This is a genomic window from Neorhizobium sp. IRS_2294 (assembly GCF_050500145.1).
Taxonomy (GTDB): domain Bacteria; phylum Pseudomonadota; class Alphaproteobacteria; order Rhizobiales; family Rhizobiaceae; genus Neorhizobium; species Neorhizobium soli.
The window spans coordinates 672,208-685,284 of record NZ_CP191440.1 but is presented as its reverse complement, the minus strand read 5'-3'; the positions used below and the strand labels follow the sequence as shown (position 1 = coordinate 685,284).

Annotated in this window: 13 protein-coding genes; 11 read left to right on the top strand and 2 right to left on the bottom strand. The window is 59.7% G+C overall.

What is annotated here, in order from left to right; translation table 11 throughout:
• The first annotated feature begins 4 nt into the window (after nucleotides 1–4).
• The 5 genes from ACQY1K_RS20400 (at nucleotide 5) to ACQY1K_RS20380 (ending at nucleotide 6,343) form a co-directional block, all read left to right on the top strand.
• Entirely contained in the window at nucleotides 5–1,540 is a 1,536-nt protein-coding gene (locus tag ACQY1K_RS20400) for a GumC family protein (RefSeq protein ID WP_430260565.1), read from the top strand.
• Between the two features lie 229 nt (nucleotides 1,541–1,769).
• Complete coding sequence (locus ACQY1K_RS20395) at nucleotides 1,770–2,705, top strand: hypothetical protein (protein WP_113165123.1); 936 nt, start codon at nucleotides 1,770–1,772, stop codon at nucleotides 2,703–2,705.
• Nucleotides 2,706–2,768: 63 nt separating this feature from the next.
• Complete coding sequence (locus ACQY1K_RS20390; protein ID WP_184655220.1) at nucleotides 2,769–3,848, top strand: GNAT family N-acetyltransferase; 1,080 nt, start codon at nucleotides 2,769–2,771, stop codon at nucleotides 3,846–3,848.
• A complete protein-coding gene (locus ACQY1K_RS20385; protein ID WP_430260563.1) occupies nucleotides 3,838–5,196 on the top strand; it encodes a lipopolysaccharide biosynthesis protein in 1,359 nt (452 codons plus the stop codon). Before ACQY1K_RS20390 ends, ACQY1K_RS20385 begins: the two co-directional genes overlap by 11 nt.
• Before the next feature lie 109 nt (nucleotides 5,197–5,305).
• Nucleotides 5,306–6,343, top strand: a complete 1,038-nt coding sequence (locus ACQY1K_RS20380) for a dipeptidase (protein WP_430260561.1) — start codon at nucleotides 5,306–5,308, stop codon at nucleotides 6,341–6,343.
• Nucleotides 6,344–6,442: 99 nt separating this feature from the next.
• On the opposite strand, the gene ACQY1K_RS20375 is transcribed toward ACQY1K_RS20380, so the two are convergent.
• Nucleotides 6,443–6,568, bottom strand: a complete 126-nt coding sequence (locus ACQY1K_RS20375) for a hypothetical protein (RefSeq protein WP_256413830.1) — start codon at nucleotides 6,566–6,568, stop codon at nucleotides 6,443–6,445.
• A 92-nt stretch (nucleotides 6,569–6,660) separates the two neighbouring features.
• On the bottom strand, nucleotides 6,661–6,969 hold the full coding sequence (locus ACQY1K_RS20370; RefSeq protein WP_062458994.1) for a helix-turn-helix domain-containing protein: 309 nt from the start codon (nucleotides 6,967–6,969) through the stop codon (nucleotides 6,661–6,663).
• A gap of 75 nt (nucleotides 6,970–7,044) precedes the next feature.
• Here ACQY1K_RS20370 and ACQY1K_RS20365 point away from each other — a divergent pair, with 75 nt between their 5' ends.
• From ACQY1K_RS20365 to mnhG, 6 genes are read left to right on the top strand one after another with little or no spacing between them, the layout of a single operon-like run.
• Complete coding sequence (locus ACQY1K_RS20365; protein ID WP_430260611.1) at nucleotides 7,045–9,966, top strand: monovalent cation/H+ antiporter subunit A; 2,922 nt, start codon at nucleotides 7,045–7,047, stop codon at nucleotides 9,964–9,966.
• A complete protein-coding gene (locus ACQY1K_RS20360) occupies nucleotides 9,966–10,304 on the top strand; it encodes a Na+/H+ antiporter subunit C (protein WP_062458996.1) in 339 nt (112 codons plus the stop codon). The genes ACQY1K_RS20365 and ACQY1K_RS20360 overlap by 1 nt, the downstream gene beginning before the upstream one ends.
• Nucleotides 10,301–11,926 (top strand): monovalent cation/H+ antiporter subunit D, encoded by a 1,626-nt coding sequence (locus tag ACQY1K_RS20355; protein ID WP_062576429.1) that lies wholly within the window; start codon nucleotides 10,301–10,303, stop codon nucleotides 11,924–11,926. The genes ACQY1K_RS20360 and ACQY1K_RS20355 overlap by 4 nt, the downstream gene beginning before the upstream one ends.
• The gene (locus ACQY1K_RS20350; protein ID WP_062459002.1) at nucleotides 11,926–12,402 is read left to right on the top strand and encodes a Na+/H+ antiporter subunit E; all 477 of its coding nucleotides are present in this window, start codon (nucleotides 11,926–11,928) and stop codon (nucleotides 12,400–12,402) included. The genes ACQY1K_RS20355 and ACQY1K_RS20350 overlap by 1 nt, the downstream gene beginning before the upstream one ends.
• Nucleotides 12,399–12,680: a K+/H+ antiporter subunit F gene (locus ACQY1K_RS20345; protein WP_062459005.1), complete on the top strand. Its 282-nt coding sequence runs from the start codon at nucleotides 12,399–12,401 to the stop codon at nucleotides 12,678–12,680. The genes ACQY1K_RS20350 and ACQY1K_RS20345 overlap by 4 nt, the downstream gene beginning before the upstream one ends.
• On the top strand, nucleotides 12,677–13,045 hold the full coding sequence (mnhG, locus tag ACQY1K_RS20340; protein ID WP_192088045.1) for a monovalent cation/H(+) antiporter subunit G: 369 nt from the start codon (nucleotides 12,677–12,679) through the stop codon (nucleotides 13,043–13,045). The genes ACQY1K_RS20345 and mnhG overlap by 4 nt, the downstream gene beginning before the upstream one ends.
• Nucleotides 13,046–13,077: the final 32 nt, after the last annotated feature.

Below are 13,077 nucleotides of genomic sequence, written 5' to 3'. Positions count from 1 at the left end.
CCGAATGCAGCCTCCATATCCAGCTCGGTCGAACAGCTCCGCACCTGAAGGGCTGACAAACTACCTTCAGATCGATCTGGGGCGGCTGGCCTATTGGCTGCGCCAAAAATTCCGCTGGATCGTCGCAGCTGCCCTCATCGGATTGGTACTTGCAGTTTCCTACACGGTCATTTCCAAGCCGCGTTATACGGTGACGAGCGAACTCGTCATCGATCCCGCCGGTCTGCAGATCGTGGGCGAAGAGACGGGTTCGCGCAACGACATGCGCGAAACGCTGCTCCTCAACGCCGACAGCAAGCTTCAAACCCTGCTGTCGCGCAACGTGCTTCTCCGGGTGATCGAAAAGCTCGATCTTACCAACGACATCGAATTCGTTCCAGCTGGCGGTTTTAGTCTGTTCAGCTTCGGTGGACCCGCGACGCCGGTCGATCCGAGAATCATCGCGCTGGAATCTCTCAACAAGAGACTTGCAGCCCAGCGGGATGAGAAATCCTTCGTGCTGTTCATGTCGGTCTGGACATGGGATGCCGAAAAATCCATTCGGATCTCGCAAGCGCTGATCGAGGAGTTCAAGGCCGAACTCAATGCCGGCGATGTCGACGGCGCGAAGAGAACGACAGACTCGCTTCTTGCACGGCTCACCGAGCTGAAGAAGGGTGTCATCGAGGCCGAAGAGGCCGTCGAAACATTTCGGCGCGAAAGCGGCCTTCGCTCTTCGCAAGGCGAGCTTTCCAGCAGCCGTTCCATGGTCCAGGTCGACACCCAGTTGCGCGAGGCTCGCGAACGTCTGATCGCCGCTGACTCGCGCTACAAGCAGATGCTTGCCGGTGGCAACGATTCCTTGGCGATGCAGTCCGCAACGCTTGCCGCGCTGCGGGCCCAGTATTCGACCCTCAAGCAGGAAGCCGACGAGCAGTTGCTGACGTTCGGTACAAGGCATCCGAGAAGGGCCGCGGTTCAGTCGCGGCTGCAGTCGCTCGACCAGGAAATCGCCCGGGAAATGTCCCGGCTGACGCTTGCTGCCCGCAACGAATACGATCAGGCAAAGGCCGTTGTCGAAAAGCTCGAAGGTGAATCGAAGACCGTTTCTACCAGTGTGTTCTCGGATAACGATGCGCAGGTGCGTCTGAGGGAATTGTCGAGAGAGGCATCTGCGAGAGCCGCAGTCTACGAAGCCTTTCTCGGACGGGCGCGAATGGCAGCCGAACGGCAACAGCTCGATACGACCAATCTCCGTGTAATCTCTGCTCCCATCGCTCCAAGAGAGCGGAGCTGGCCGCCGAGCATCGCGCAGGCGGCCGTTTTCGGCGCCGCAGTCGGACTGACCCTGGGTGCACTCGGCGTGCTCGCTTTCGGGATCGCGATGGATATCAACCATCCGCAACGGGGGCCGGAACACGCCCGCACCGAGACGCTGGACGAAGACTATCGGAAAGAGATCGAGCGCAAGCCTGCACCGCGCACCGGTTCGTTGTTGTCGATGCTCCCGGACGAGCCATCGCCTGCGCCGCGCTCGTATCGGTGGAACCCGGACGCCTGATGGGGCGCAGTTCTGCCCGAGAGAATAGGGCGGATTTTAATGGTCGGCCTCACTCCATGTTAACCGAGTTGGAAAGAACAAAGCCCGCGTTTACTCATCGCTGGCCGGAGTGCTGTATCTGAGAGCAAGGTCAGCCCTTCGCTTTATCTGTTCCAGCGAAGATATCCTGAAAGTATCAAGACCGATTGTCGACCCTTGGTGACGAACGGATGTTAGGGAGTGGATTTCAATGAATTCTATGCTCATGAACAAGGACATCATTGCCAACTGGGAAGACCGCCACGCGCGTTTGTTCGGCAATGAGATCGTCAAGCTCAATCATCGCCTCCTTGAAACCGGTCTGTTCTCGAGGGAGGCTGTCGGCAAGTTGATCGAACGCTGCCCGGATAGCGAGTTCGGGCTGGAATCCATGTCCGACGACATCACCAACCCATCGCGACTTTATGGCGTCCGCAACGGCATTTCGGGCGCTGAGGCACTCGCTGCAGTCGAAAAGGGCCGCATGTGGATGAACATTCGCCGCGTGATGGACTGGGCGCCGGAATATGGCCGTTTGCTCGACACGATCTTTTCCGAATTCGCAGGCCGCATGCCGGGATTCGAGACATTCAAGCGCAACCTCGGTGTCCTCGTCTCGTCTCCCAACGCTAACGTCTTCTACCACGCCGATATCCAGGGCCAGTCGCTTTGGCAGATCGAGGGCAGCAAGCGCGTCTATCTTTACCCGCGCTCGGAAGTGTTTCTGCGCCCGATGCAGGTGGAGAAGATCCTGCTGCGCGAGACCGATGAAAAAATGCCCTACGAGACGTGGTTCGACGAATACGCAACGGCTGTCGATCTGCATCCGGGAGAAATGGTGACATGGCCGCTTTATGCACCGCATCGCGTACAGAACCATGATTGCATGAACATCTCCGTGACGATGGAGCATTGGACGAAGCAGATCTGGAATTCCTACGCGGTCCATTATGGCAACGGCGTGTTTCGCCGCACGCTCGGCGTGAAGGGCCTGTCGACCGAAAATTCGGGCCTGCATGTCTATCCGAAGGCGGCGGCGGCCTTTGCCTGGAAGAAGGCTGGGAAGCAGAAAAAGGGTGATGTCGTCATCAAGCGCGATTTCAAGCTTGATGCATCGGCCGAAGGCGGTCGGGTCGCACTGAGCTGAGAACAGGACAAACTGCTGAAGACAATTCCCCGCCAGAGTACGATCGAGAAAAGTCCTGAAGCCATGAAAGTCACCGTAGAAGAGACGTTCGATTTTTCAGGGCCGGAATATCGCCGCCTCTATTCGGAAGGGAAGGGCACTGCCTTTCAGGCACCGATGTGGCTCGACATGCTGCACCGGCGCCTCGGTCCTTCCCTGGGCGCGAAGCAGCGGACGGTGACGTTCCGCAACGAAGCCGACGACAGTCTCCTTGCCGTGCTTCCCCTCGTGATGCAGCGCTCATCTGGGGTGATGATAATCCAGCCTGCGGATTTCGGTATCAGCGACTACAACACGATCGTCTGCGACGCGGAGCGTTTCGAGCAGATCGCCGCATCACCGGCCGTTCTAAAGGCGTTGCGCGAAACGCTTCGCGGTGCCGACCTGCTGATGTTCCGCAAGGTTCGTGCCGATGGCTTCGACATCCAGCGTCTGTTCAAGGGGGCTCGCGAAAGCAGGGGCGAGAACTCGGCCCACGCTTTCGACATCGGGGAGGATTTCGATTACTGGCGGCTGAAGGTCATGAGCCGAAGTTTTACCAAGAACCTCGGCAGGCTGCAGCGACAGACGGAGACAGCCTACGGTCCCTACGAGCACAGGGCTATCACGGACGAGCAGGAAATCCGCGCCGTCTTCGAATTTCTTCGTGAGGCGCGACAGGACCGGTATGCGGAGAACCTGCTGGATCGACATGAATATTTCGATCTCTATCGTGATTATGCCGTCGCAGCGGCGGCTTCAGGAGAAGCTGTGCTCTACGTCAGCTATCTCGCTGGAGAACCTGTCGCTGCCCTGTTCGGGCTGGCAGGCGACGGCGAGTTTCACGCAACGCTGCTTGCATCCGACATCAAGAAGCATCAGAAAATCTCGGCGGGAATGCAGATCCTTTACCGCGTCGCACAGCTGCGCCACCAGGACGGCCACAGAGTAATGGATCTCTGCCTCGGCGATCCCGGGTACAAAACGCATTTTCGCCCGACGGAAACGACGATGCGCAATATCACCGTAGCCCTGTCTCTCAAGGGAGCTGCGGTCGCTGCCATTTATCACCATGCGAAACCGCTCAAGAACTTCCTGAGAAAAGGGGTCGCCAATGTCCGGTGATGCATCCGACCACGTGGCGCCCGCTGCCCACCGCACCTTTGCCGTTCGGATCGGCGAGCTTATCCGCCGGCCGGATATCGGCGGGATGGCTGTCGTCGTCGGCGTCAAGATCGGCATGGTGTTGCTCAACTTCACGCTGATCACGCTTGCTGCTCGGCTTCTCGATCCCGAAGCGTTCGGACATTACTCGATCCTCTACTCCGCAGCGGGGCTGCTTTGCATCGTGGCAGCCGCCGGACAGGAGCCGTTCGTGCTGCGGATGTGGAACGAGATGACGGCGGCGGGCAATGCCGCCAAGCTGAAAGGCGCGCTCTACTTCACGCTGCTTCTGTCGCTCAGCGGCACCGTTATCGTCGCGATCGGTCTGTATTTCTGGGCTTCCGCGTTGGTCGATGGCCAGACAGCGATAACCTCCGTCATCTATATGATGATCGTCTCCGTGCTGCAGATCTGCATGCATCTCGTGCGAACCGAGATCGGCGTTGCCTCGGGAGACGGCGCGGGCAACGCCATTGTCGGGAGCGTGCCCGTCCTCTATCTGCTCGCCTGTTTCTTCAGCGGGACACGACCGGATACGGCCCATCTTTTCCTGGCCTTGGCAGTTGGAGCAGGTCTTGCTCTTCTTCTGCAGCTCTATCTCATCCGCGGACGAATCCTGCATCGTTTTCCGGACTTTAACCGTATCCGTGCGGTTGCGGACTACCGGCTATGGCTTCCGCGATCGGTCCGCTTCTGGCTTGCGACATCCCTCGAGGCAACCAATCAGTATATCGATGTAATCATCATCGGCTATCTGATGGACCCGGTAATCGCAGGGGCCTATTTCGTGACCGTTCGCCTCGCCAATCTGTTTGCGGCTGCCGCAGATTCCGTCAATCTTTTCGGAACGCGCCATCTCCCGGGGCTCTACTATCGCGGCGAACAGCGGGCCCTCAACAAGATGCTCGATAGCCTTGCCTGGATAACCCTTGCCTTCAGCGCGATCGGCCTGATCGGCATTCTGGTAGGCGGCTATTTCGCCCTTCTGCTGATAAACGAGCCCTATGCTGCGTATTTCCCGGAACTGCTGGTCCTCTGCCTGGGCACTGCGGCGCTCGGAACGACGAGGCCCTCTGTGATCATGCTGCTTCTGGCAGGCCACGAAGGCCGCTATCTACAGATCATGGCCGTGTGCGTCGTGGTGCGGATTGCCGGCTTCTTCCTGTTCGTCCCGCATTTCGGGGTGATGGGCGCCGTTGCGACGACCGCTGCCGCTTTCGCACTTCAGTCGATCGTCTTGCGCATTGCGGACAAAGCCCTGACCGGGTTCGACTCGTCGATGTTCCGGCTTCTCTTGAGGCGGGCATGATAAAAGGGCTGCAACGAATTCTTTCCGCTGTGTCTCGCGGGTGTATTTCGGAGCCGGAGATCCTATCTAGAAGTCTTCCGCATCATGATTCCCCAGGACTTTTCCACAGATGACGAACTCTCCCGTTCCGGTTTTCGACGGCCATAACGACGTGCTCTTGCGTCTGCGCCTCAGCGACGCGAAGGATCCTGTCGGTGACTTTCTGGACGGGCGGAAGGATGGTCATATCGATCTGCCGCGAGCCCGCGAGGGTGGATTGGCCGGGGGTCTCTGCGCCATCTATGTGCCGTCGCCGTCCATGGCAAAGGACCAGAACGGCGATTTTCCGACCCCGGCTCAACCCGAGGCGCTGAACCAGACCATCGCCATGGCTCGGATCCTGTTGGATATCGAGCGCCGTTCCAACGGCGGGGTCAAGGTCTGTCGGACTGCGGACGATCTCCGCCGCTCGATTGCAACGGGCAGCTTTGCCGCTGTGATGCATATCGAGGGCGCCGAAGCAATTGCCGGGGATCTCGATGCGCTTTACGTGCTTCACCAAGCGGGCTTGCGAACTCTTGGTCCCGTCTGGAGCCGTCCGAACATCTTTGCCTATGGCGTTCCGTTCAAGTTCCCGTCAACGCCGGATATCGGCCCGGGCCTGAGTGACGCCGGACGAGACCTGATTCGTGCGTGCAACGACCTCAGGATTATGGTCGATCTGTCGCATTTGAACGATGCCGGTTTCTGGGACGTCGCAAAAATCTCGAAGGCGCCGCTTGTCGCATCCCATTCCAATGCGCACGCGCTCTCTGCGCACAGCCGAAACCTCACGGACCGCCAGCTCGACGCGATCCGTGATACAGGCGGGCTCGTCGGCATCAATTTCGGTGTCCTGTTCTTGCGCGACGACGGGCGCAGAGACGAAAGCACGAGCCTCGATGTGCTTGTGCGGCACATTGACTATATCGCCGAGCGGATCGGAATCAATCACGTCGCGCTAGGCTCGGATTTCGACGGTACGACCGTGCCTTCGGACTTAAAAGATGCAAGCGGCCTTCCGCGCCTGATCGAAGCCCTGCGTAACCAGGGCTTCTCGGACGAGGATATCGCGAAGATCTCATTCGAAAACTGGATCGACGTGCTGGACCGAAGCTGGGCTGCGTGAGCGGCACAAAGCAGCCGCCGGCAAATGTGCGAAACGTTGAAAGCGACCTGACCCGGCGTCAGACGCCAGCGCGAGTTTCTCAAACGCCTGAGAGATGCATTAGCGTGCCATCGCGTATTTGTAGGGTTGGCCGCGTTCCAGGGTGCTGCCCGACGGCAGGACGTAGGAAGCCGCGACGGCTAGGCTCACGACTGCGAACGATGCGGAAAGCAGAGCAATTTTCATGTGATAATCCCTCCCTCACATGTAGGGAGAAAGCTCTTGGCGCGAATTTGGTTCCCGGGGTCAGAAATGGTTTGCGGTGCCGATCGGCAGCCTCAGCATTCTTGCTTCTGCTCGCCGGGACAGATCCCAATTCCATTCTCGGTCACGACGAATGCAAGGCCCGCGCCTTCGAACGCCTGGCGCAGCTGAGCCTCGGTTGATCTGTGAATATCGTGTCGCTGGCCCTCGTAGTCGCGTACGGTGCTGCGCGACACGCCTGAGCGATCGGCAAGGTCCGACTGGGTCCAGTCGAGGAACCCTCGGGCCGCCCGGCAAAGCGCTGGAGACAATATACAAGTTTGCGCGGCTTGACCCATTGCTCTATTCTGCCCATATTGGTCAATACAAATCATATAGGTCAATTTTCGATAGATTGCTAGTGGCGCGTATTGTGCGCTCTCAGGCCATCGAAACGCACGAGGAACAGACACATTGGGATAACGCTGGGCCCATATTTCCTGCTTGTTCTTCTGGTTCTGCCGTTTGTCGGCAGCCTTGCTTCGGCATTTTTTCTGAAGACATCGTCGCGTGTGCTGCCATCCTGGACCGCCGGTGGGGTTTCGCTTGCGTGCCTTCTGATCGTCATCGCCTCTTACCCTTCGATCACCGAGGGCCAGGTTGTCCGCTTGACGTTCGAGTGGATCCCCCAGCTTGGGCTTGAGTTCAAGTTACGGCTTGATGGCTTTGCGTGGATGTTCGCGCTTCTGATCGCCGGCATCGGACTGCTGGTCGTCATCTATGCGCGATACTACATGTCCGAAGAGGACTCGGTTCCGCGCTTTTTCTCGTTCCTTCTGGCCTTCATGGGGGCCATGATGGGGATCGTGCTTTCCGGCAACGTCATCCTCCTCTCGGTCTTCTGGGAACTGACGAGCATCTTCTCGTTCCTGTTGATCAGTTACTGGCACAACAGTTCCGCTGCCCGCGATGGTGCGCGTATGGCCCTGACGGTGACCGGCATCGGTGGGTTCTGCCTTCTCGTCGGCCTCCTGCTTCTCGGCAATATCGTCGGAAGCTACGACCTCGACAAGATCCTGGAGGCAGGCGACGTCATTCGTGCGCATTCCCTCTATGTCCCGGCACTCGTCTTCGTCCTGCTCGGCGCTCTGACAAAGAGCGCGCAGTTTCCGTTCCATTTCTGGCTGCCGAACGCGATGGCGGCGCCGACGCCGGTATCGGCCTATCTCCATTCTGCGACCATGGTAAAGGCCGGGGTCTTTCTCCTGGCGCGCATGTCTCCGGCGCTGTCCGGCAGTTACGAATGGTTCATTCTCGTCGGTGCAGCCGGCATGATCACGCTTCTGCTGGGCGCATACTTCGCGATGTTCCAGCAGGATCTGAAGGGTCTGCTCGCCTATTCCACGATCAGCCATCTCGGCCTGATCACCACGCTGCTCAGCCTCGGGAGCCCGCTGGCAACGGTCGCTGCGATCTTTCACATGCTGAACCACGCGACCTTCAAGGCGTCGCTGTTCATGGCAGCCGGTATCATCGACCACGAGACCGGTACGCGCGATATGCGAAAATTGAGCGGGCTGTTCCGGTTTATGCCGATTACCGGGACACTTGCGATGGTAGCCAGTGCTGCGATGGCTGGGGTCCCGCTGCTGAACGGCTTCCTGTCGAAGGAGATGTTCTTCGCAGAAGCGGTCGAGACCCACGCGGACTCGTTCCTGGACCGCATTCTTCCTTACGTCGCCACTCTCGCCGGTGCGTTCAGCGTCGCCTATTCGCTTCGGTTCATCCACACGGTCTTTTTCGGGCCTAAGCCGGTTGGCCTTCCGAAGGAAAAACCGCACGAGCCGCCGCACTGGATGCTGTTCCCGATCGAACTTCTGGTCGTCGCGTGCCTGGTCGTCGGCATCATTCCGGCGATCGCCGTTGGACCGATCCTGCAGGCGGCCGCGATGGGCGTGCTCGGGCCGGACACGCCTGAATACAGCCTTTCGATCTGGCACGGCTTCAACCTTCCGCTCGTCATGAGCATCGTTGCTCTTGTCGCCGGCGCGCTGATCTACATCCTCCTTCGAAATTATCTTGCGCAGTGCAAAGACGGTGCGCCCGTGTTCAGACGCTTCCGCGGACAGCGCATCTTTGAGCGTATCCTCGTCGAAGTCTCATGGCGCTGGGCAAGGCTCGCGGAGCGGCGGATCGGTACCCGCAAGCTGCAGCCGCAGTTGCGCTGGGTCGTGTTCACCGGCTTTGTCGCAGGTCTCCTGCCGCTCTGGCTCTCCGGGTTCGAGCCGCGGCCCTTCCTCTTCTCCGGGGTCGACAAGGCCTTCGCGGCCATTTGGCTGATCGGGATTTGTCTGGCGCTCGGCACCGCGTTCCTCGCGAAATATCATCGTCTCGCGGCGCTCGTCATGCTTGGCGGCGTCGGGCTGATCGTCTGCGTCACGTTCGTTTGGCTGTCGGCGCCCGATCTCGCCATCACGCAGCTTCTGGTAGAGATCATCACGACCGTGCTTATCCTTCTCGGTTTGCGCTGGTTGCCGAAGCGTAACGAAATCAATGATGCACCGATTACCGTCCGCGCCCGGCTGAGACGCTTCCGGGATCTTGCGCTCGCCGTTTTCTGCGGTGTCGGCATGACCTTCATATCCTATGCGGTGATGACGATGCCGGTGCCGGACGCTATCGCTACTTATTTCCTGGAAAACGCCTATTCGCAGGGCGGAGGCCGCAACGTCGTCAACGTGATCCTCGTGGACTTCCGCGGCTTCGATACGTTTGGCGAAATCGCAGTTCTCGGCGTGGTCGCGCTCACCGTCTATGCGCTGCTTCGCCGTTTCCGGCCGGCCGACGATACGATGGCGATGCCCGAACAGCAGCGGGCACAGAACCGCTTCGACGAAGAGCGGCCGGATCGGTCTGCGGGCGATACGGCTCGGGACTACATGCTGATCCCGTCGGTCATCATGCAGTGGCTCTTCCCTGTCATCATCATGTTCGCTGTCTATCTGTTCCTGCGTGGTCACGACATGCCGGGCGGCGGGTTCTCGGCAGGCCTGACGCTGTCGCTCGCCTTCCTGCTGCAGTATCTGGCCGGCGGAACACGCTGGGCAGAAGATCGGATCCGAATTCTGCCGCTGCGCTGGATGGGTGCTGGTCTTCTGACTGCCGCCTTAACGGGTATTGGAGCCTGGGCTTTCGGCTACCCATTCCTCACCTCGCACTTCCAGTATATCGAGCTCCCGCTTGTCGGAAAAATGCCGGCGGCAACGGCATTGCTGTTTGATCTCGGCGTCTTCTCGCTCGTCGTTGGCTCGACGGTTCTGATCATGGTGGCGTTGGCGCACCAGTCGATCCGCATCAATCGCCTGCGGGCAATCGATGCAGCAAAGACGAAGGAAACCTGATGGAAATCATTCTCTCCATCGCCATCGGCGTCATGACCTTTTGCGGCGTGTGGCTCATCCTGCGCCCACGGACCTATCAGGTCATCGTCGGGCTTTCCCTCTTGGCCTATGCCGTCAACCTGTTCATCTTCAGCGTCGGCGGGGTGAAGACGAATGTGCCGCCGGTTCTCGTGGACGGCACGGCCACCGCAAGCCTCGCGGATCCCGTGCCCCAGGCACTCGTGCTGACGGCAATCGTCATCGGTTTTGCCACGACGGCACTGTTTCTGGTCGTGCTGCTCGCCTCCCGCGGCCTGACCGGCTCCGACCATGTTGACGGCAGGAGCGACCCGTCATGAACGGCTGGGCGCATCACCTCATCATAGCACCGATCCTGGTCCCGCTGCTTGCGGCGGCAGTGCTGTTGTTCATCGACGAACGACAGCGCGTTGCCAAGGCGATGGTCAGCCTGACGTCGGTGGTGATCCTCGTCTGCGTTTCGTTCGTGCTGTTTCGTATCGAGAGCGGTCCGAGCGATTTCGAAGGCGTCTACCTGCTCGGCAACTGGGCAGCCCCGTTCGGGATCGTGCTGGTGCTCGACGGGCTGTCGGCGATGATGCTGCTTCTGACGGCGCTGGTGGCGCTTGCGTCGCTCGTCTATTCGATGGCCCGCTGGCATACGGTCGGCGCCCATTTCCACACCATGTTCCAGCTGCTGCTGATGGGGGTGGACGGCGCATTCCTCACCGGCGATCTTTTTAACCTCTTTGTTTTCTTCGAAGTGATGCTTGCTGCATCCTACGGTCTGCTTCTGCACGGCTCTGGTCCGCTGCGGGTAAAGGCCGGCCTCCATTACATTGCCGTCAACCTTGCCGCAGCACTTCTCTTCCTGATCGGCGTCAGCCTGATTTACGGCACGGCCGGTACGCTGAACATGGCCGACCTTGCCGCGCGCATTCCGCAGATCGAGCCGGACCGACGCATGCTGATGGAAGCCGGCGCCGGCGTGCTCGGGATCGCATTTCTCATCAAGGCCGGCATGTGGCCGCTCTGCTTCTGGCTTCCGACCGCCTATAGCGCCGCTTCGGCACCCGTCGCGGGCGTTTTCGCGATCCTCAGCAAGCTCGGCATCTATGTCATCTTGCGGCTGATCATGCTGCTGTTTGAAACCGGGCCATCGGCCGGGTTCGGATCGACATTCCTGCTCATCGGCGGTATCGCGACAGTGGTGTTTGGAACGATCGGCGTGCTCGCGTCGCAGGCCTTGGGCCGGTTGGCCGGATATTCGGTTCTGGTGTCGTCCGGCACGCTTCTGATGGTGCTCGGCATCAACGATGGTGCGGTCTCGTCCGGCGCACTCCTCTATCTCGTGAGCTCGACCCTGACGATCAGCGCCTTCTTCATGCTGATCGAACTTGTCGAGCGTGGTCAGGATGCGGGCGCTAGCGTCCTCACCGTGACGATGGAAGCTTACGGCGACGCCGACGACGATGAGCCGCAAGAGGGCGACGGGGTCACGATGCCCGGGACGATGGCGATCCTCGGCATATGCTTTGCAGCCTGTGCGATCCTTCTGTCCGGTCTGCCGCCACTGTCTGGCTTTATCGCCAAATTCGCGATGTTGTCCGCGATGATGGGCACCGGCGCCATTGGCGTGCCGCCGACTGCTGCGGTCTGGACGCTCATCGTTCTCGTCATCCTGTCAGGCGTCGCAGCGCTTATCGCGATGACGCGTGTTGGCATCAGGACGTTCTGGAGCTCGATCGAGGGCACCGTGCCGCGGGTGCTGGTCATCGAGATCGTACCAGTCATGTTCCTTCTGAGCCTTACCCTTGTGCTGACGGTTCAGGCTGGACCCGCGATGCAGTACATGGACACGACGATACGGACCCTCGCCAGCCCGGAAAATTACATCAACGCCGTCAGAAACGCGACAGTCCTGAAGGGCGTCGCCGACAGCAACGGACAGGGAGGCGATTGATGTTTCCCTTCCCGATCCTTGCCGTCTTCCTGGTCCTCATGTGGCTGCTGCTGAACGGGTTCACGCTCGGCCACCTGATTATCGGCACAATGGTCGCAGTCTTCGCCTGCTGGGCTATGGCTTCCCTGAGACCGGAAAAGCCGAGACTCGGCAAATGGTACCTTCTCCCGAAGCTATTGGGGATGGTGCTCTACGACGTTGCAAAGTCGAACGCGCAGGTTGCCGCAGTCATCCTGAGGAGCGGTTCGCGGCGGCATAATCCGGCCTTCCTGACGATCCAGCTGCAGACGCACAACCATTTCTCGCTGGCGGTGCTCGCGATCGTTCTGACGAGCACGCCCGGCTCAGCCTGGCTGGAATACGATTCCAACGACAATACCGTGCTGTTGCATGTCCTCGATCTCGACGACGAGGCGAAGTGGCGCGATATGGTCAAGAACCGCTATGAAAAGCTTTTGATGGAGATCTTCGTATGAGTGCCATCATCGTCTTCACAGCTGTGGCTGTCGCACAATTGATGCTGGCTGCGGCCATGGCTATCGCCTCTGTGCGCATGTTCGGCGGCCCGAGGGCGCAGGACAGGATCATTGCCTTGGACACGCTCTACATCAACGCGATGCTGATGCTCGTCACGTTCGGGATCGGCACGGGTCGGGTCATCTATTTCGAAGCGGCGCTGGTGATCGGCATGCTGGGTTTCGTGGCAACCGTTGCGCTCGCCAAATTTCTGATGCGGGGTGAGGTGATCGAATGAGTGAAGCCACTGATCTGCCGCTCTGGGCCGCCATCGCGGTCGCGGTCTTCCTGCTTGTCGGTGCGTCGCTGGCGCTGATCGGCGCGATCGGCTTTCTCCGGCTGCCGACGTTTTACGAGCGCATCCATGCGCCAACCCTCGGCACCAGCTGGGGTGTGGGCGGCGTCATGGTCGCGTCGATGATCTTTTTCTCCGTGACATCAGGTCGACCAATGATGCACGAGATCCTCATCGGGATCTTCGTCACGGTTACGACGCCGGCCACCTTCCTTCTCCTCGCACGCGCCGCGCTGCATCGAGACAGAGTTGAGAAGACGAAAGGCGTGCCGGAGAAACATCGCGCCGATATCGTAAACAACGATTGAGACGGATCTGTCCTGCGGTCCGGTCCGGTTGC

What these genes read in the sequence shown, in the direction of transcription:
- ACQY1K_RS20350 (WP_062459002.1), top strand. Translation starts at nt 11,926, where the DNA reads ATGTTTCCCTTCCCGATCCTTGCCGTCTTCCTGGTCCTCATGTGGCTG.
- ACQY1K_RS20385 (WP_430260563.1), top strand. Translation starts at nt 3,838, where the DNA reads ATGTCCGGTGATGCATCCGACCACGTGGCGCCCGCTGCCCACCGCACC.
- ACQY1K_RS20390 (WP_184655220.1), top strand. Translation starts at nt 2,769, where the DNA reads ATGAAAGTCACCGTAGAAGAGACGTTCGATTTTTCAGGGCCGGAATAT.
- ACQY1K_RS20400 (WP_430260565.1), top strand. Translation starts at nt 5, where the DNA reads ATGCAGCCTCCATATCCAGCTCGGTCGAACAGCTCCGCACCTGAAGGG.
- ACQY1K_RS20345 (WP_062459005.1), top strand. Translation starts at nt 12,399, where the DNA reads ATGAGTGCCATCATCGTCTTCACAGCTGTGGCTGTCGCACAATTGATG.
- ACQY1K_RS20395 (WP_113165123.1), top strand. Translation starts at nt 1,770, where the DNA reads ATGAATTCTATGCTCATGAACAAGGACATCATTGCCAACTGGGAAGAC.
- mnhG (WP_192088045.1), top strand. Translation starts at nt 12,677, where the DNA reads ATGAGTGAAGCCACTGATCTGCCGCTCTGGGCCGCCATCGCGGTCGCG.
- ACQY1K_RS20375 (WP_256413830.1), bottom strand. Translation starts at nt 6,568, where the DNA reads ATGAAAATTGCTCTGCTTTCCGCATCGTTCGCAGTCGTGAGCCTAGCC.
- ACQY1K_RS20355 (WP_062576429.1), top strand. Translation starts at nt 10,301, where the DNA reads ATGAACGGCTGGGCGCATCACCTCATCATAGCACCGATCCTGGTCCCG.
- ACQY1K_RS20380 (WP_430260561.1), top strand. Translation starts at nt 5,306, where the DNA reads ATGACGAACTCTCCCGTTCCGGTTTTCGACGGCCATAACGACGTGCTC.
- ACQY1K_RS20360 (WP_062458996.1), top strand. Translation starts at nt 9,966, where the DNA reads ATGGAAATCATTCTCTCCATCGCCATCGGCGTCATGACCTTTTGCGGC.